The organism is Streptomyces mexicanus (assembly GCF_902506575.1).
GTDB classification, from domain to species: Bacteria; Actinomycetota; Actinomycetes; order Streptomycetales; family Streptomycetaceae; genus Streptomyces; species Streptomyces mexicanus.
Map to the genome: position 1 here is coordinate 5,206,090 of NZ_LR732544.1, position 17,458 is coordinate 5,223,547.

Here is a 17,458-nt window from a genome sequence, read left to right on the forward strand (position 1 = left end):
CGGGGGCGCCCTCGCCGTGCGCGGGCGGTGCCGGCCTCAGCACGTGCCGGGCTCCGCCGAGTGCCGTAACGTCCAGATATGAGCAATGCCGCGCCACCACGCAAGGCCCCTGACCAGCCGTGGCGCACCGAGGGCACCCCGGACCAGCCGCCCCGGCGGCCCGGTGGCCGCAGGCCGCGCGGCCGCTGGTGGGGACTGCTGGTCACGGCGGTGATCGTCTTCCTGCTGGCCTACGGCGGCCTGAGCTACTACAGCACCGGCAACGAGCCGACGATCTCGTACACGGAGTTCAGCCGGCAGGTCGGTGCCGGCAACGTCGGCACCATCTACGCCAAGGGCGACGCCATCCAGGGCAAGCTCAAGACGCCGCAGCACCGGCCGGGCGGCGGCGGCACGTACACGAAATTCAAGACCCAGCGGCCGTCCTTCGCCGACGACCGGCTCTGGCAGAACCTCACCAGTCACCACGTCACGGTGACCGCGCAGCCGGTGGTGCAGGAGCGGAGCCTGGTGTCCAACCTGCTCCTGTCGCTGGCCCCGATCGTGGTCCTGGCGGCGCTGTGGGTCTTCTTCGCGCGCCGCATCGGCGCAGGCCTGGGTGGCCCCGGCGGTCTGCTGGGCCGCAAGACGCCGCCGCGGCCGGTGGAGCTGCAGCCGGGCACCCAGCGCACCACGTTCGCCGACGTGGCCGGCATCGACGAGGTCAAGGGGGAGCTGGACGACGTCGTCGACTTCCTCAAGCACCCCGACGACTACCGCCGCATGGGCGCGAAGATGCCGCGCGGGGTGCTGCTGACGGGGCCGCCGGGCACGGGCAAGACGCTGCTGGCCCGGGCGGTGGCCGGTGAGGCCGGGGTGCCGTTCTTCTCGGCGTCGGCGTCCGAGTTCATCGAGATGATCGTGGGCGTCGGCGCCTCCCGGGTGCGGGAGCTGTTCGCCGAGGCCCGCAAGATGGCCCCGTCGATCGTCTTCATCGACGAGATCGACACCATCGGCCGGGCCCGCGGCGGCGGCGCGTCGATGGGCGGCCACGACGAGCGCGAGCAGACGCTGAACCAGATCCTCACCGAGATGGACGGCTTCTCCGGCTCCGAGGGCGTGGTCGTGCTGGCGGCCACCAACCGCGCCGACGTCCTCGACCCGGCCCTGACCCGCCCCGGCCGGTTCGACCGGGTGGTGAGCGTGGCGCCGCCGGACCGCGGCGGCCGGGAGGCGATCTTGCGGATCCACACGCGCGGGATGCCGCTCGCCCGGGACGTGGACCTCGCCCAGGTCGCCCGGACCACCCCGGGGATGACCGGTGCGGAACTGGCCAACCTCGCCAACGAGGCCGCCCTCCTCGCGGTCAAGCGGCGGCAGCGGGAGGTGACCCGGACGGACTTCTCCGAGGCCCTGGAGAAGGTCCAGCTCGGGGCCGAACGCGCCCTGGTGATGCCCGAGGAGGAGCGGCGGCGCACCGCCTACCACGAGAGCGGGCACGCGCTGCTCGGCATGCTCCAGCCCGGCGCCGACCCGGTCCGCAAGGTCACCATCGTCCCGCGCGGCCGGGCACTGGGGGTGACCCTGTCGACGCCGGAGTCGGACAAGTACGCGTACACCGAGGAGTACCTGCGCGGCCGGATCATCGGCGCGCTCGGCGGCATGGCGGCCGAGCACGTCGTCTACGGCATCATCACCACCGGCTCGGAGAACGACCTGGAACAGGTCACCCGGATCGCGCGCGGGATGGTGGCCCGCTGGGGCATGAGCGAGCACCTGGGCCGGCTGTCGGCGCTGCCCGACGATCCCCAGCAGGCGTACGGACTGGCCGCCGCCCCGCAGACCCTGGACGCCATCGACACCGAGATGCGCCGCATCGTCGACGAGTGCTACGAGGAGGCCTGCCGCAAGCTGCGGAACCACCGCACGCAGTTGGACGCGCTGGCCGAGGCGCTGCTGGAGAACGAGACCTTGGACGAGGCCGACGCCTACCGGGTCGCCGGGATCACCCGCCTGACGAAGGACGTGGAGGCGAGGGGCGCGGACGCGGAGGCCGCGCACGAGGAGGCAGCCGGCCCGGACGTGTAGGAGCGCTTCAGCGCGTGCGCGCGATCAGATAGCGGAACACGTTCGGCATCCACACCGTGCCGTCGGACCGCTGGTAGCCGTGCAGGGCCTCCGTCAGCTCCTTGTCCACCTGGTGGTGGTCGCTCGCCTCGATCGCCGCGTCGAACAGCCCGGTGGAGAGCATGCCGCGCACCGCGCTGCCCAGGTCGGCGTAGCCGAAGGGGCAGGCGACGCGGCCGGAGCCGTCGGGGCGCAGACCGGCGAGCCGGGCCACCTCCTCCAGCCCGTCGCGCAGGCCGTCGCGGGCGCCGGGCCCGGGGACGGCGGCGGGGTCGGCGGCCCTGGCCGCCACCCGCAGCACCGAGGACGTGGCGCACCGCTCCGGCGGACCCCAGCCCGCGAGCACCACGGGCGCACCGCGCTCGGTGAGGTGCGTCGCCGCGGCCAGCCGTCCGGCCAGCCCGTCCGCGTCACCGGCCAGACCTCCGATCGGCTCGAAGGCGGTCACCAGCGTGTAGGCGGGCGCGGGGGAGCCGTCGGCCCGGCGCAGGTCCTCCAGGGGCCCGTCGAGGATGCGGGCGTCGGCACGCGCGCGCGTGTCCCCCGCCTGGGGCAGCAGCCGCTGCCGCGCGAGGTCGAGCCGTTCGGGTGAGGCCGGGTCGATGCCGGTGACCGCCGCTCCCCGGGAGGCCGCCAGGAGCAGGGCGAGCCCGGAGCCGCAGCCCAGGGCCAGCAGCCGGGTGCCCGAGCCCACCTCCAGGCGCTCGTAGACGGCCTCGTAGAGCGGCACCAGCATCCGCTCCTGGATCTCGGACCAGTCACGCGCGCGGGCACGCCGGTCCACCTGGCGTGCCGGCCCCGCGTGAGCCGCGCGACGACGCACGAGCGTAGGTGTCATGGATAGCGCCCCAATCCGCCGAGTAGTGCCGCTGTGCCCGATTCCGTGGCCCCCGTGCAGTGCGCCCGCACTTCCGTATGTCAGGTAACTCCCCGCTCCCCATCGCGTCCAGGGGGCGTGAGCGCCTGCTTGCCGCCGTCCGTGGGCCGGTGCGGGACGCCGTGGACGGGCCCGGTAACGTCACGGATGCCGCGCACGCTGACCGAGGTACAGCCTTCCGCCGGACAAGCGGCCGAAACGTCTCTTGCGCACCATCGGACGGCATGCGCACCGGCGTGCGCGGGGGGCCTACGCGCCGGCGCGTACGCGGGGCTACGCACCACCTTGGTACGAGCTGTGAGGCTTCTCCGCAGATCAGCGCACCCGCCCTCGTCCGGACACATCAGCGGCAACTGACGGGTACGTGCAAATTATTTGGGATGCCCCGGAATAGGAACACAGCGGCACCCCCGCTCGTTGTCATTACGTGAGCACGACACAGACACCACCTGTTCTCGCCGCGGAGCTGGCGCAGGCGTGGGCCGACATTCAGCGGTACCACCCCGAGCTGCCGGATCTCGCCGCCCCCGAGTCCCTGATCGGAGAGTCGTCGTCCGCGTGCGGGCACGAACTGTCCTTCGAGCGGCTGCTCCATGAGGCAGTCCACGGCATCGCCGCCGCGCGCGGGGTGCGTGACACCTCCCGCGCCGGCCGCTACCACAACCGCCGGTTCCTCGCCATCGCCGAGGAGCTGGGCCTGGACCATCCCGAGGAGCCGCACCCGAGCAGCGGTTTCTCCCTGGTCACGCTCAGCCCCGAGGCCAAGCGGCGCTACCGTCCGACGATCGAGCGACTGCAGCGCGCCCTGAAGGCGCACACCGCCGCCACCTCCGCCGACACCAGCCGCACCTTCCGCGGCCCGGCCGCCCGCCACGGCTCCTCCGGCGGCGGCGTCCGGGTCAAGGCGGTGTGCGACTGCGGGCGCAACGTCCGGGTCGTCCCCTCGGTCCTGGCGCAGGCCCCCATCGTGTGCGGCGGCTGCGGCAAGCCGTTCCGGATCCCGGAGGTCGCGGGAGCGGCGTGAGTGCGGCCGCGGCGACACCGGCACCTCGTGGGTGCCGGGCCGCGACCGGACGCGCGCCGCGACGGGGCGGCCGGCGGTGACGGACGGGAGGCCCGCCGTGACGGGCGGCGGGCCGCGACGGGGGCGGCGACCGCACAGCGCCGGACAGCAGGCGACCGCACGCCGCCGGACAGCGCGCCCGGCGTGACCTCTGTGCCACGCCGGGTGTGCTCAGGCGTGCCCGGCCGCGGCCCGCGCACCCCGGCCCGGGGCGGCCCGCCGGGTATGGCACAATGGCTAGCTGTACTCGACAGCCGCACAGGACCCCTCTCTCCTCCGGCTGACGCGTCCATCGGGCACCACGACTCCGCAACCCCACGCGGAGCTCCGCCGTGCCCCACCACGTCAATTCCAGGAGAACCCACTCCCGTGGCAGTCAAGATCAAGCTGAAGCGTCTGGGCAAGATCCGTTCGCCTCACTACCGCATCGTCGTCGCCGACTCCCGTACCCGCCGTGACGGCCGGGCGATCGAGGAGATCGGTCTGTACCACCCGGTGCAGAACCCCTCGCGCATCGAGGTCAACGCCGAGCGTGTGGCGTACTGGCTCTCCGTCGGCGCTCAGCCGACCGAGCCCGTGCTCGCCATCCTGAAGAAGACCGGCGACTGGCAGAAGTTCAAGGGCGAGCCCGCCCCTGCGCCGCTGCTGCAGCCGGAGGAGAAGGCCGCGCGCCCGTCGTTCGAGGCCCTCGGCGGCGAGGACGAGGCCAAGGGTGAGGCCATCACCCAGAAGAAGAAGGCCGAGAAGAAGGACGAGGCGGCCGCCGAGTCCTCCGAGTCGACCGAGGCCTGAGCAGCATGCTCGAAGAGGCGCTTGAGCACCTCGTGAAGGGCATCGTCGACAACCCTGACGATGTGCAGGTCGCCTCGCGCAACCTGCGCCGCGGACGCGTGCTGGAGGTCCGGGTCCACCCCGACGACCTCGGCAAGGTGATCGGTCGCAACGGCCGCACCGCTCGCGCCCTGCGCACCGTCGTGGGCGCCATCGGCGGCCGCGGCGTCCGTGTCGATCTGGTCGACGTGGACAACGTCCGCTGACGCTTCATCGCAACCGGCTCGGGCCGGGGAAGGCCTTCGGGCCGTCCCCGGCCCGCAGTCGTATGACAGGAGATCACGCACAGTGCAGCTGGTAGTCGCACGGATCGGCCGCGCCCACGGCATCAAGGGCGAGGTCACCGTGGAGGTCCGTACCGACGAGCCGGAACTGCGGCTCGCCCCGGGCGCCGTCCTGGCCACCGATCCGGCCTCCGCCGGACCGCTCACCATCGCCGCCGGCCGCGTCCACAGCGGCCGCCTCCTGCTGCGCTTCGAGGGCGTCGAGGACCGCAACGCGGCCGAGGCCCTGCGCAACACCCTGCTGATCGCCGAGGTGGACCCCGACGAGCTGCCCGAGGAGGAGGACGAGTTCTACGACCACCAGCTCATCGACCTCGACGTGGTCACCGAGGACGGTGCGGCGGTCGGCCGGATCACCGAGATCTCGCACCTGCCCTCGCAGGACCTGTTCATCGTCGAGCGCCCCGACGGCAGCGAGGTGATGATCCCGTTCGTCGCGGAGATCGTCACCGAGATCGACCTGGAGGGGCAGAAGGCCGTCATCGCGCCTCCGCCGGGCCTGATCGACGACCGCGCCGAGATCGCCTCCGCGCGGGACGCGCAGGCCGGACAGGACGGGTCCTGATGCGCCTCGACGTCGTCACGATCTTCCCCGAGTACCTCGAACCGCTGAACGTCTCCCTCGTCGGCAAGGCCCGCGCCCGGGGCCGGCTGGACGTGCACGTGCACGACCTGCGCGCCTGGACCCACGACCGGCACCACACGGTGGACGACACCCCCTACGGCGGCGGCCCGGGCATGGTCATGAAGACCGAGCCGTGGGGCGAGGCCCTGGACACCGTCCTCGCCGACGGCTACGAGGCCGGCTCCCGCACGCCCGCGCTGATCGTCCCCACCCCCAGCGGCCGGCCGTTCACCCAGGAACTCGCCGTCGAACTCTCCGAGCGCGACTGGCTGATCTTCACCCCGGCCCGCTACGAGGGCATCGACCGCCGGGTCTTCGACGAGTACGCCACCCGCATGCCGGTGTACGAGGTGTCCATCGGCGACTACGTCCTCGCCGGCGGCGAGGCGGCCGTCCTCGTCATCACCGAGGCCGTGGCCCGGCTGCTGCCCGGCGTCCTGGGCAACGCCGAGTCGCACCGGGACGACTCCTTCGCGCCCGGCGCCATGGCCAACCTCCTGGAGGGCCCCGTCTACACCAAGCCGCCGCTCTGGCGCGGCCGGGACATCCCCGAGGTGCTGCTCAGCGGCCACCACGGGAAGATCGCCCGCTGGCGCCGCGACGAGGCGCTGAAGCGGACCACGGCCCACCGGCCGGACCTGATCGAACGCTGCGACCCGAAGGCGTTCGACAAGAAGGACCGCGAGACGCTGTCCGTCCTGGGCTGGGCCCCGGACCCCGAGGGGGAACGGTACGGCCGATTTTGGCGCAGGCTGGACGACGTGGAAGAATAGGCCGCTGTCCCGCGCCGTCCGGCGTGCGCCCCTGCCACAGGGGGACACGACGCCCGCCCCGACCGCGCGGCGGACCTTTTGGAAAACTCCCTAGTTTCCGCTGATGACCTGTGGCATCAGCGAAGAAAGCAGACGACATGTCTCACCTGCTCGACACCGTCGACGCCGCGTCGCTCCGCACGGACATCCCGGCGTTCCGTCCGGGCGACACCGTCAACGTCCACGTCCGCGTCATCGAGGGCAACCGCTCCCGTGTGCAGCAGTTCAAGGGCGTGGTGATCCGTCGCCAGGGCTCCGGCGTGCGCGAGACCTTCACGGTCCGCAAGGTCTCCTTCTCCGTCGGCGTCGAGCGCACCTTCCCGGTGCACACCCCGATCGTGGAGAAGATCGAGCTGGTCACCAAGGGTGACGTGCGCCGCGCCAAGCTGTACTACCTGCGTGAGCTGCGCGGCAAGGCCGCGAAGATCAAGGAGAAGCGCGAGAGCTGAGCGCCTTTTCCTCCGGTCACATCGGGGCGGGATAGCATTCCGCCCCGATGGACACCGAAGCACAGCCGACGGAGCGCGACCGCTCCTCCCGCCCCCGCGACACCGACGCCGAACCGGCGAAGGACACGCAGGGGCCGGAGGACCGGTCGCGTTCTTCGTTGTCGCCGTCCTCCCTGCCGGCGCGGATCATCGACTGGCTCCCCGGCGGGCGGCTGACCCTGACCGTCCTGGTCTGCCTGGTCCTGCTGCTCCTGGTCAACACGTTCCTGCTGCAGCCGTTCCAGATCCCGAGCGGGTCCATGGAGCAGGGATTGAGAATCGGGGACCGGGTTCTCGTGAACAAGGTGGCGTACCGTTTCGGGCCCGGGCCGCGCCGCGGCGACGTCGTCGTCTTCGACGGCACCGGCTACTTCGGGCACGCCGACTACATCAAACGCGTTGTGGGGGTGGGGGGAGACCACGTGGTCTGCTGCGACAAGGAGGGCAGGATCGAGGTGAACGGCCGGCCGGTCGACGAGTCGACCTTCCTGTACCCCGGTGACCGCCCCTCCACGGTGCCCTTCGACGTCGTCGTGCCCGAGGGCACCCTGTTCGTCCTCGGCGACCACCGCAGCGACTCCAGCGACTCCCGCGACCACCTGGGCTCCCCGGGCGGCGGCATGATCCCGGTGGACGACGTCATCGGCCGCGCCGACTGGATCGTCTGGCCGTTCGGGCACCTCAGACACCTCACCCGGCCCGGTGCCTACGCGCGCGTGCCCGCCACCGCCCGCGCCGCCGGCCGACCGGACGGCGGCCAGGACACCCCGGACGGCGGGCATGGGTAGCCGGGGCAAACCGCGCCGCGCGCCGGCCGGCGGCGCCGGCAACCTGCTGCCCACCGGGTCCCGGCGCGCCGTCGCCCCGACCGGTGGCCGCACCCGCGCCGAGCGGCGCAAGCTGCAGCGCAAGGTCAAGCGCAAGCGCAGGCGCTCGGCGGTCCGCGAGATCCCCCTCCTGGTCGGTGTGGCGGTGCTCATAGCCCTGGTGCTGAAGACGTTCCTGGTGCAGGCCTTCGTGATCCCGTCCGGCTCCATGGAGCAGACGATCCGCATCGGCGACCGCGTCCTGGTCGACAAGCTCACCCCGTGGTTCGGCGCCGAGCCGCACCGCGGGGACGTCGTCGTCTTCCACGACCCGGGCGGCTGGCTGGCGGGGGAGCAGACCACCCCGAAGAACGACCCGGTCGTCGTCAAGCAGATCAAGCAGGGCCTGACCTTCATCGGCCTGCTGCCCTCGGACGACGAGAAGGACCTGATCAAGCGGGTCGTCGGGGTCGGTGGCGACCATGTCAAGTGCTGCGACGCCCAGGGACGGGTGACCGTCAACGGCGTTCCCCTGAACGAGGGAGATTACCTGTATCCCGGTAACGCTCCCTCCGACAGGCCGTTCGACATCACAGTGCCCCAGGGCCGCCTGTGGGTGATGGGCGACCACCGGGGGAACTCGGCCGACTCCCGGGCCCACATGAACACCCCGTACGGCGGCACGGTCTCCGAGAAGTCCGTGGTCGGCCGCGCGATGGTCATCGGGTGGCCGTTCAGCCACTGGAGCATGTTGGAAGAACCCAAAACTTTCGCCGCGGTGTCCGACGCGGCGGCCGGGTCGGCCGCCGCCGACCGGCTGTCGCATAGGGTTGCCCCCGACGGTCCACACGGATCGGTTCAGCTCCCGACCCCTGCGGAACTCCCGCTCGTTATGGGAGTGGTGGGCCTGCACCGGATTCGGCTCAGGCGGCGGCACGGAGTGAGGAGTTGGCGTGGGGGATGTGGCGGTGGGTGCACGGTCCGGCAGCGACGGCGAGGAGTACCGCGGACGTCCCGTGGACGCGGCGGCCCCCGCTGCGGACGGCGCCGTGACCGTGGGCAGTGAGAGCGAAGCAGCCGAGGACGGCACGGTGACGGAGCACAACCAGAGCGCAGAGCAGGAAACCGGCGGCCCTTCCCAGGAGGCGAAGAAGCCCCGCTCCTTCTGGAAGGAGCTGCCGATTCTGATCGGTATCGCGCTGGTGCTGGCGCTGCTGATCAAGACGTTCCTCGTGCAGGCGTTCTCCATCCCGTCGGACTCGATGCAGGACACCCTGCAGCGGGGCGACCGGGTGCTGGTGGACAAGCTGACCCCGTGGTTCGGCTCCGAGCCCGACCGCGGCGAGGTCGTCGTCTTCCACGACCCCGACGACTGGCTGGCCGGCGAGCCGACGGCGAGCCCCAACGCCCTGCAGAAGGTCCTCAGCTGGATCGGCCTGATGCCGTCCGCGGAGGAGAAGGACCTGATCAAGCGCGTCATCGGCGTCGGCGGCGACACCGTCGAATGCGAGGGCACCGGCCCGCTGAAGGTCAACGGCCACCCGCTGAACGAGTCGTCGTACGTCTACCCGGGCAACACCCCGTGCAGCTACGACGACCAGGGCGGCCAGTTCAAGGTGACCGTGCCCCAGGGGTACATCTGGGTGATGGGCGACCACCGCCAGAACTCCCGGGACTCGCGCTACAACCAGACCGACCGGCACCACGGCATGGTCCCGGTGAAGGACGTCGTCGGCCGTGCCATCGTGCGGGCCTGGCCGATCAACCGCTGGGGCACCCTGCCCGTCCCCGACACCTTCGACCAGCCCGGCCTCGGCCAGCAGGCGGCGCCGTCGGCGGCGGGCGCCCTGACGGTCGCCCCGAGCGGCGTGGCCCTCAGCGCGGCCGTGCCGGTGGTGCTGTGGCGCCGCAGGCGCACCACGAAGGCCGACGCCGGGCACGGCGCTGGCACGGTGGCCACCGGCGGCCGCTGAGCCCGCACGCCGCCGGCTCTGTGAAGCCCGCGTGGAGCTGTGATCCCGGTCCGGGAGCAGGGCTCCCCCCAGGGGGTACCGCCGGGTAGGGTGCGGATCCATGGGTGGCGAGAGCACGACACGTACGGCCCCGCGCGGCGGCGGCAGCAGGACCCCGGCGGGCGGCAGGACCGGACAGCGGCTGTCCGGCCTCGCCGTGGCGCTCGGCCTGGTGCTGTTCCTCGGCGGATTCGCCTGGGGCGCGGTGGTCTACCGGCCCTACACCGTGCCCACCAGCTCGATGTCCCCGACGATCGGCATGGGCGACCGGGTGCTGGCCCAGCGCGTCGACGGCGAGGAGGTGCGCCGCGGGGACGTGGTCGTCTTCCACGACAGCACCTGGGTGGCGAACGCGCCCGTGGTCAAGCGCGTGGTGGCCGTCGGCGGTGACACGGTCTCCTGCTGCCACCAGGGCAAGCTCACCGTCAACGGCAAGCAGATCGACGAGCCGTACCTGGACGGCGGCCCCGCCGAGATCACGAACTTCCCGACCGTGAAGGTGCCCGAGGGCCGGCTGTTCCTGCTCGGCGACGAACGCCGGGGCTCGCTGGACTCCACCGCCCACCTCGACGACGCGGCCCGGGGCACCGTCTCCCGCGCCGACGTCACCGCCCGCGTGGACGCCGTCGTGTGGCCCATGAAGGGCATGCTGGCGCGCCCCAGCGGCTTCGAGGCGCTCGGCACCCTCTCCCGGCCGGGGCCGCTGCACACGATCGTGCTGCTGATCGTCGTCGGCGCCGTCCTGGTCCTCGCCGGGGGCGCCTACGGGCCGATCGCGGGGCGGCTGGGCCGCTCCCGGGCCCGCACCCGGACGGAGCCGGCCGGTGTCCGCTGAGCAGCCCGACGTCATCGGCGTGGAGGTGCGCAAGGTCGCCCGGGTGGTCCTGCTCGACCCGGCGGACCGCATCCTGCTGCTGCACGGGCATGAGCCGGACGATCCGGCGGACGACTGGTGGTTCACGCCCGGCGGTGGTCTGGAGGGCGACGAGACCCGTGAGCAGGCCGCGCTGAGGGAACTCGCGGAGGAGACCGGCATCACCGAGGTCCGGCTCGGCCCGGTGCTGTGGCAGCGCCGCTGCTCGTTCCCGTTCGCCGGCCGCCGCTGGAACCAGGACGAGTGGTACTACCTGGCCCGTACCAGCCAGACGGCGACCGCGGCGACGGCCCTGACCGAGCTGGAACGGCGCAGCGTCGCCGGAGCACGCTGGTGGACGTGTCAGGAACTGGGCCGTGCTCATGAGACGGTGTATCCGACCAGACTCGCCGAGCTGCTGCGGCACCTGCTCGACGAAGGTCCTCCGGCCGGGCCCGTGCTGCTGGACACCGAAATCGTCTAGTGGCCCACGGTACTGGCGCACAATGGGGGGACGTACGGCTGAAGGGGAACATGCCATGAGCGCCGAGGACCTCGAGAAGTACGAGACCGAGATGGAGCTGAAGCTCTACCGGGAGTACCGCGATGTCGTCGGTCTGTTCAAATACGTGATCGAGACCGAGCGGCGCTTCTACCTCACCAACGACTACGAGATGCAGGTGCACTCCGTCCAGGGCGAGGTGTTCTTCGAGGTGACCATGGCCGATGCCTGGGTGTGGGACATGTACCGGCCGGCCCGCTTCGTCAAGCAGGTACGCGTCCTGACATTCAAGGACGTGAACATCGAGGAGCTGAACAAGAGCGACCTGGAGCTGCCCGGCGGGTGACGGGGGTCCCGTCCCGGGACGGCGATTCCCCCGTGCGGGTGACGGGGTTTTCCACAATCGCCGAACAACCCACCAAGATCACCACGAGGGTCCGTGACGCGTGACCGTTGGCGCCGGAGGTGGTGCCGACATGAGCAAGGCACGCAACGGACTCGGCAAGTACGGCGAGGACCTCGCCGCCCGGCGGCTCGCCGCAGCGGGCATGACCGTCCTGGCGCGCAACTGGCGCTGCGGCAGGAGCGGCGAGATCGACATCGTGGCCCGGGACGGCGACGTCCTGGTGGTGTGCGAGGTGAAGACCCGCAGGGCGGACGCCTTCCAGCACCCGATGGCCGCGCTCACCCCGGCGAAGACCCGGCGGCTGCGCGCCCTGGCGGAACACTGGATCGCGGCCCACGCGGGAGCGCCCCCGGGCGGGGTCCGCCTCGACCTCGTCGGCGTCCTGCTGCCCCGCCGCGGCGCGCCCCGCGTCGCGCATGTGCGGGGGGTGGCCTGATGGGATTCGCACGGACGTGCTCCGTGGCCCTCGTCGGAGTGGAGGGCGTGGTCGTCGAGGTCCAGGCCGATCTGGAACCGGGCGTCGCTGCCTTCACCCTCGTGGGCCTGCCGGACAAGAGCCTGACCGAGAGCCGGGACCGGGTGCGGGCCGCGGTCGTCAACTCCGGGGCCGAGTGGCCGCAGAAGAAGCTCACGGTCGGCCTCAGCCCCGCCTCGGTGCCCAAGGGCGGCAGCGGCTTCGACCTCGCCGTGGCCTGCGCGGTGCTGGGCGCCGCCGAGCGGATCGACCCCCGGTCGCTCACCGACCTCGTCATGATCGGGGAACTCGGCCTGGACGGCCGGGTGCGCCCGGTGCGCGGCATCCTGCCGGCCGTGCTGGCCGCCGCGGACGCCGGCTACGACCAGGTGGTCGTCCCCGAATGCGCCGCCGCCGAGGCCGCGCTGGTGCCCGGCGTCTCGGTGCTCGGCATCCGCAGCCTCGGGCAGCTGATCGCCGTGCTCGCCGACGAACCCGTGCCGCAGGAGGAACCGGACGAGGAGGGCCGCCCCGACCCGCTGCTGGCCGGGCTGCGCATGCCCGGCAGCGGCGCGGCCACCGGCCTGCACAGCATGGGCGCCGCCCAGCCCGACCAGGAACACGACCTCGCCGACGTCGTCGGCCAGCTCTCCGCCCGGACCGCCCTGGAGGTCGCCGCGGCCGGCGGACACCACCTCTTCCTCGAAGGACCGCCCGGCGCCGGCAAGACCATGCTCGCCGAGCGGCTGCCCGCGGTCCTTCCGCCGCTGGGCAGGCAGGAGTCCCTGGAGGTCACGGCCGTCCACTCGGTGGCCGGGCTGCTGCCGCCCGGCAAACCGCTGATCGACGCAGCTCCCTACTGCGCCCCGCACCACTCCGCGACGATGCAGGCCCTCGTCGGCGGTGGCCCCGGCGTCGCCCGTCCCGGCGCCGTCTCCCTCGCCCATCGCGGCGTGCTCTTCTTGGACGAGGCTCCCGAGTTCAGCAGCCATGCCCTCGACGCCCTGCGCCAGCCGCTGGAGTCCGGGCACGTGGTGATCGCCCGCAGCGCGGGAGTGGTCCGGTTCCCGGCGAGGTTCCTGATGGTGCTGGCGGCCAACCCGTGCCCCTGCGGCCGGTTCTCGCAGCGCGACAGCATGTGCGAGTGCCCGCCCTCGGCGATCCGCCGCTACCAGGCCCGGCTGTCCGGGCCGCTGCTGGACCGGGTGGACCTGCGCGTCGAGGTCGAGCCCGTGACCCGCCAGGAGCTGGCCCGGCGCGGCGCGCGCGGCGAGTCCACCGCGACGGTCGCCGACCGGGTGCGGGCCGCCCGGGAGCGCGCCGCGGCACGGCTCGCCGACACCCCGTGGCGGACCAACAGCGAAGTGCCCGGACGGGAGCTGCGCAGCCGCTGGCAGGCGGTGCCCGGCGCACTGGACGAGGCCGAGCGCGGCCTGGAACGCGGCCTCCTGACCGCCCGCGGACTCGACCGCGTGCTCCGCGTCGCCTGGACGGTCGCGGACCTCGTCGGCCACGACCGTCCGGACGCCGGCGACGTCGCCCTGGCACTGCAACTGCGCACCGGCGTGCCCCGCGGCGTGCCCATGGTCCTCGGAGCACCGGCATGACGGCCTCGGACGGTACGGGGACGGCCATTCCGGACGCCACGGGGGCGACGGCTTCGGAGGGCACGAAGGTGACGGCCTCGGACGGTACGGGCATCGCCATTCCGGACGCCACGGGGGTGACGGCTTCGCAGGGCACGAAGGTGACGGCCTCGGGCGGCTCGGGCTTGGCCGCTCCGGGCGGCGCGGGCACGACGGCACCGGACGGCGTCCGCACATCCGCCTCGGGCGGGGCTCGCCCGTCGGTCCCGGATCGTGCCCACCCGTCCGTCCGGAGCGGGGCCGGTGCCTCCACCTCGGGCGGGGCCGGTGCCTCTGCCTCGGGAGGGGCCGGTGCCTCCGCCCCGGGCGGGGCCGGTGTCTCCGTCCCGGACGGCGCCGACAGCGAGCGGCTCGCTCGGGTCTTCCTCAGCCGTGTGGTCGAGCCCGGCGACGAGACCGGGGGCCGCTGGGTGCGGGAGCTGGGGGCCGTGGCCGTGGCGCGGCGGCTGCGCGAGGGCACGCCCCGGCTGCCCGGCGTGTCCGACAAGCGGTGGGCCGGGCTGCGGGCACGGGCCGAGCGGGCCGACCCCCGGCGGGACCTCGCCGCCGCCCGGGAGGCCGGTGTGCGGTTCCTGTGCCCCGGCGACACCGAGTGGCCCGCGCAGCTCAACGACCTGGGCGATGCCCGGCCCACCGGGCTGTGGGTGCGCGGCCGGCCCCATCTGCGCATGTGGGCGCTGCGGTCGGTGGCCGTGGTCGGCGCCCGCGCCTGCACCGAGTACGGCGCGCACATGGCGGCCACGCTCGCCGCCGGTCTCGCCGAACGCGGCTGGGTGGTCGTCTCCGGCGGCGCCTACGGCGTCGACGGCGCCGCCCACCGCGGCACGCTCGCCGGTGGGGGCGCCACCGTCGCCGTCCTGGCCTGCGGCGTGGACCGGCCCTATCCGCGCGGCCACACGGAGCTGATCAACCGGGTGGCGCAGCAGGGCCTGGTGATCGGCGAACTGCCGCCCGGCGACCACCCCACACCCAGCAGGTTCCTCGTCCGCAACAGGGTCATCGCGGCGCTCACCCGCGGCACCGTGGTCGTCGAGGCCGCCCACCGCAGCGGTTCGCTGGTCACCGCCCGGGCGGCACAGCGGCTGGGCCGGCACACCATGGGGGTTCCCGGCCCGGCCACCAGCGCCCTGTCCGCGGGCGTCCACGAACTGCTGCGCGGCGGAGCGGTCCTGGTCACCGACGCGGCCGAGATCGTCGAGCTGGTCGGCGACATGGGCGAGCTGGCGCCCGACCGGCGCGGCCCCGTCCTCCCGTGCGACCTGCTCGACGCCGACGCCCGGCAGGTCCTGGCCGCGCTGCCGGGCCACGGCACGGCCGCCCCGGACGACATCGCCCGCGACGCGCGGACCACCCCGGACGACGTGATCGCGCGCCTGTACGAACTCAGATCACTTGGTTACGTCGAACGACATGGCGAGGGATGGAGGTTGACACGCCAGGCGGTGATCTCGGCCCGGGCGGACCGCACCGGATGCTGACCGAGCGTGTTCGTCCGTCCGGGGGAACGCCGACGCCTGCGTAAATACCCGCAGTTGGGCGTTGTGCAGGTGACCGAGGGTGACGTGGATGACCCTGTGGAGCGCCGTGCGGAACGAATCTGCGCACGCCTCGGTCCCCGACGTTCGCGCACCGCGACACCTCAGTCACGCTACGCTCACGTGGTTCCGAGGCAGAAGTACCGAACTCCGACCCCCCCACACGACGACTCCCCCAGAAAGCCGCACCCCACGGCAGAACCAACGCAAGGCGACGAATGCCCCAGCACACCTCCGGGTCCGACCGGGCGGCGAACCCCCCAGCCGCCCGTGACGGTGGCAGCGTGCGACCGCCCGCTCCCTCGACGCTCGACGAGCTGTGGCGGCCGTACAAGGCGACGGGGGGCGAGCGGCTGCGGGAGCAGCTGATCCTGCACTACTCACCGCTGGGGAAGTACGTGGCGGGACGGGTCAGCGTGGGCCTGCCGCCCAACGTGGAGCAGGCCGACTTCGTCTCCTCCGGGGTCTTCGGGCTGATCGACGCGATCGAGAAGTTCGACATCGACCGGGAGATCAAGTTCGAGACGTACGCGATCACCCGGATCCGCGGCGCCATGATCGACGAGCTGCGCGCGCTGGACTGGATCCCGCGCTCGGTGCGGCAGAAGGCGCGCAACGTCGAACGGGCGTACGCGACGCTGGAGGCCCGGCTGCGGCGTACCCCCACCGAGAGCGAGGTGGCCGCCGAGATGGGCATCCCGGTGGACGAACTCCACGCCGTTTTCAGTCAGTTGTCGCTGGCCAACGTGGTGGCGCTGGAGGAGCTGCTGCACGTGGGCGGCGAGGGAGGCGACCGGCTCAGCCTCATGGACACCCTGGAGGACACCGCCGCGGACAACCCGGTGGAGATCGCCGAGGACCGTGAGCTGCGCCGCTTCCTGGCGCGGGCGATCAACACGCTGCCCGAGCGGGAGAAGACCGTCGTCACGCTGTACTACTACGAAGGCCTCACCCTCGCCGAGATCGGCAACGTGCTGGGCGTGACCGAGAGCAGGGTCAGCCAGATCCACACCAAGTCGGTCCTGCAACTGCGCGCCAAGCTGGCGAGCTTCGGGCGCTGAGACCGCGTCGGCCGCCGGCCCCGCCTCCGGTCCCGGCCTCGGCGCCCGGCCCGGGTACCCAGCCCCGGGCCGGCTGCCCCGCGTCACGGGCGCGTCCGTGCCGAAAGGGCCGCGTCCGTACAGTGGGGGCGTGCCAAGGATTCGAGCGGCCTCCGTGGCCGAGCACCGGTCGATGCAGCGCGCCGCCCTGCTGGACGCGGCGCGGACCCTGCTGTCCGAGGGCGGGACGGAGGCGCTGACCTTCCCGGCCCTGGCCGAGCGGACCGGGCTGGCGCGGTCGTCGGTGTACGAGTACTTCCGGTCGCGGGCCGCCGTGGTCGAGGAGCTGTGCGCGGTGGACTTCCCGGTGTGGGCCGCGGAGGTCGCCGCCGCCATGGCCGCGGCCGAGTCTCCTCAGGCCAGGGTCGAGGCGTACGTCCGCAAGCAGCTGGAGCTGGTCGGGGACCGGCGGCACCGGGCCGTGGTGGCGATCTCGGCGAGCGAACTGGACGCCGGGGCGCGGGAGAAGATCCGGGCCGCGCACGGCGAACTCGTCGCCATGATCGTCGAGGCGCTGGGCGAGCTGGGGCACGACCGGCCCCGGCTGGCGGCGATGCTGGTGCAGGGCGTGGTGGACGCGGCCGTCCGCAGGATCGAGCTGGGGGCGGCCGAGGAGCCGGGGGCGGTCGCCGACGCGGCCGTGGCGATGGTGCTGCGCGGGGTGCGCGGCTGAGGCGAGCCCCCGCCGCCCACAGCCCGGCGGACACTCCCGCGGCAGCACCCCGAGCGGCTACCGGGTCGGCGGCACCCTCCCCGAAGCGGCTACCCGGGCACCGGCACCCCCAGCACCGGGAGCAGCCTGGACGGGCCGCCGTTGCGCAGCCAGGGCGGCAGGAGGAGCAGCGGGTTCAGGTAGGCCTCCCCTCTCCGCAGCCCCCAGTGCAGGCAGCCGCCGCCGCAGTGCGAGCCCGTCGCCGCCGCCTCCACCGTGCCGACGACCTCGCCGGCCGCCACTTCCTCGCCCTCCTCCACCGACGCCCGCACCGGCTCGTACGTCGTCCGCAGCGGCGGCGACGGGCTCGCACTGCGGCGGCGGCTGCCTGCACTGGGGGCTGCGG

General features: G+C 73.1%; 19 protein-coding genes and 1 pseudogene. 18 read left to right on the forward strand and 2 right to left on the reverse strand.

The genetic code is table 11. From position 1 onward, the window contains the following. The first annotated feature begins 78 nt into the window (after positions 1-78). Positions 79-2,067, forward strand: a complete 1,989-nt coding sequence (ftsH, locus tag GV126_RS23440; RefSeq protein ID WP_159670124.1) for an ATP-dependent zinc metalloprotease FtsH — start codon at positions 79-81, stop codon at positions 2,065-2,067. Positions 2,068-2,074: 7 nt separating this feature from the next. On the opposite strand, the gene GV126_RS23445 is transcribed toward ftsH, so the two are convergent. Then, complete coding sequence (locus GV126_RS23445; RefSeq protein WP_159670127.1) at positions 2,075-2,944, reverse strand: class I SAM-dependent methyltransferase; 870 nt, start codon at positions 2,942-2,944, stop codon at positions 2,075-2,077. 466 nt (positions 2,945-3,410) lie between these two features. Here GV126_RS23445 and GV126_RS23450 point away from each other — a divergent pair, with 466 nt between their 5' ends. The 17 genes from GV126_RS23450 to GV126_RS23530 all read left to right on the forward strand — a co-directional run bounded on the left by GV126_RS23450 (position 3,411) and on the right by GV126_RS23530 (position 17,073). After that, complete coding sequence (locus GV126_RS23450) at positions 3,411-4,007, forward strand: hypothetical protein (RefSeq protein ID WP_159670130.1); 597 nt, start codon at positions 3,411-3,413, stop codon at positions 4,005-4,007. A gap of 408 nt (positions 4,008-4,415) precedes the next feature. Then, on the forward strand, positions 4,416-4,838 hold the full coding sequence (rpsP, locus tag GV126_RS23455) for a 30S ribosomal protein S16 (protein ID WP_028425288.1): 423 nt from the start codon (positions 4,416-4,418) through the stop codon (positions 4,836-4,838). A 5-nt stretch (positions 4,839-4,843) separates the two neighbouring features. After that, complete coding sequence (locus GV126_RS23460) at positions 4,844-5,083, forward strand: RNA-binding protein (protein WP_029385578.1); 240 nt, start codon at positions 4,844-4,846, stop codon at positions 5,081-5,083. Positions 5,084-5,165: 82 nt separating this feature from the next. Beyond that, positions 5,166-5,726, forward strand: coding sequence for a ribosome maturation factor RimM (rimM, locus tag GV126_RS23465; protein WP_159670133.1), 561 nt, complete (start codon positions 5,166-5,168; stop codon positions 5,724-5,726). Further along, positions 5,726-6,559, forward strand: a complete 834-nt coding sequence (trmD, locus tag GV126_RS23470) for a tRNA (guanosine(37)-N1)-methyltransferase TrmD (protein ID WP_159670136.1) — start codon at positions 5,726-5,728, stop codon at positions 6,557-6,559. The genes rimM and trmD overlap by 1 nt, the downstream gene beginning before the upstream one ends. 137 nt (positions 6,560-6,696) lie before the next feature. Then, positions 6,697-7,047 (forward strand): 50S ribosomal protein L19, encoded by a 351-nt coding sequence (rplS, locus tag GV126_RS23475; protein WP_028425291.1) that lies wholly within the window; start codon positions 6,697-6,699, stop codon positions 7,045-7,047. Between the two features lie 47 nt (positions 7,048-7,094). Further along, entirely contained in the window at positions 7,095-7,874 is a 780-nt protein-coding gene (lepB, locus tag GV126_RS23480; RefSeq protein WP_159670139.1) for a signal peptidase I, read from the forward strand. Beyond that, positions 7,867-8,958, forward strand: coding sequence for a signal peptidase I (gene lepB / locus GV126_RS23485; RefSeq protein WP_159670142.1), 1,092 nt, complete (start codon positions 7,867-7,869; stop codon positions 8,956-8,958). The genes lepB (GV126_RS23480) and lepB (GV126_RS23485) overlap by 8 nt, the downstream gene beginning before the upstream one ends. Continuing rightward, positions 8,846-9,865: a signal peptidase I gene (gene lepB / locus GV126_RS23490; RefSeq protein ID WP_159670144.1), complete on the forward strand. Its 1,020-nt coding sequence runs from the start codon at positions 8,846-8,848 to the stop codon at positions 9,863-9,865. The genes lepB (GV126_RS23485) and lepB (GV126_RS23490) overlap by 113 nt, the downstream gene beginning before the upstream one ends. Positions 9,866-9,965: 100 nt before the next feature. Beyond that, positions 9,966-10,739, forward strand: coding sequence for a signal peptidase I (lepB, locus tag GV126_RS23495; protein ID WP_159670147.1), 774 nt, complete (start codon positions 9,966-9,968; stop codon positions 10,737-10,739). Continuing rightward, entirely contained in the window at positions 10,729-11,241 is a 513-nt protein-coding gene (locus GV126_RS23500) for an NUDIX hydrolase (RefSeq protein WP_159670150.1), read from the forward strand. The genes lepB (GV126_RS23495) and GV126_RS23500 overlap by 11 nt, the downstream gene beginning before the upstream one ends. A 55-nt stretch (positions 11,242-11,296) precedes the next feature. Continuing rightward, the gene (locus GV126_RS23505) at positions 11,297-11,605 is read left to right on the forward strand and encodes a DUF2469 domain-containing protein (protein ID WP_014675276.1); all 309 of its coding nucleotides are present in this window, start codon (positions 11,297-11,299) and stop codon (positions 11,603-11,605) included. A 100-nt stretch (positions 11,606-11,705) separates the two neighbouring features. After that, entirely contained in the window at positions 11,706-12,101 is a 396-nt protein-coding gene (locus GV126_RS23510) for a YraN family protein (RefSeq protein ID WP_159670153.1), read from the forward strand. Beyond that, on the forward strand, positions 12,101-13,726 hold the full coding sequence (locus GV126_RS23515) for a YifB family Mg chelatase-like AAA ATPase (protein WP_159670156.1): 1,626 nt from the start codon (positions 12,101-12,103) through the stop codon (positions 13,724-13,726). Before GV126_RS23510 ends, GV126_RS23515 begins: the two co-directional genes overlap by 1 nt. 413 nt (positions 13,727-14,139) lie before the next feature. Beyond that, positions 14,140-15,243 carry a DNA-processing protein DprA gene (gene dprA, locus GV126_RS23520; RefSeq protein ID WP_159670158.1) on the forward strand — a complete coding sequence of 368 codons (1,104 nt, stop codon included), beginning with the start codon at positions 14,140-14,142 and terminating at the stop codon, positions 15,241-15,243. A gap of 275 nt (positions 15,244-15,518) precedes the next feature. After that, positions 15,519-16,361, forward strand: a complete 843-nt coding sequence (whiG, locus tag GV126_RS23525) for an RNA polymerase sigma factor WhiG (RefSeq protein ID WP_159670161.1) — start codon at positions 15,519-15,521, stop codon at positions 16,359-16,361. Between the two features lie 154 nt (positions 16,362-16,515). Further along, positions 16,516-17,073, forward strand: coding sequence for a TetR/AcrR family transcriptional regulator (locus tag GV126_RS23530; RefSeq protein WP_159674034.1), 558 nt, complete (start codon positions 16,516-16,518; stop codon positions 17,071-17,073). Positions 17,074-17,162: 89 nt separating this feature from the next. Here GV126_RS23530 and GV126_RS23535 read toward each other — a convergent pair. Beyond that, a pseudogene (locus GV126_RS23535) lies at positions 17,163-17,458 on the reverse strand (M23 family peptidase); the annotation flags it as partial.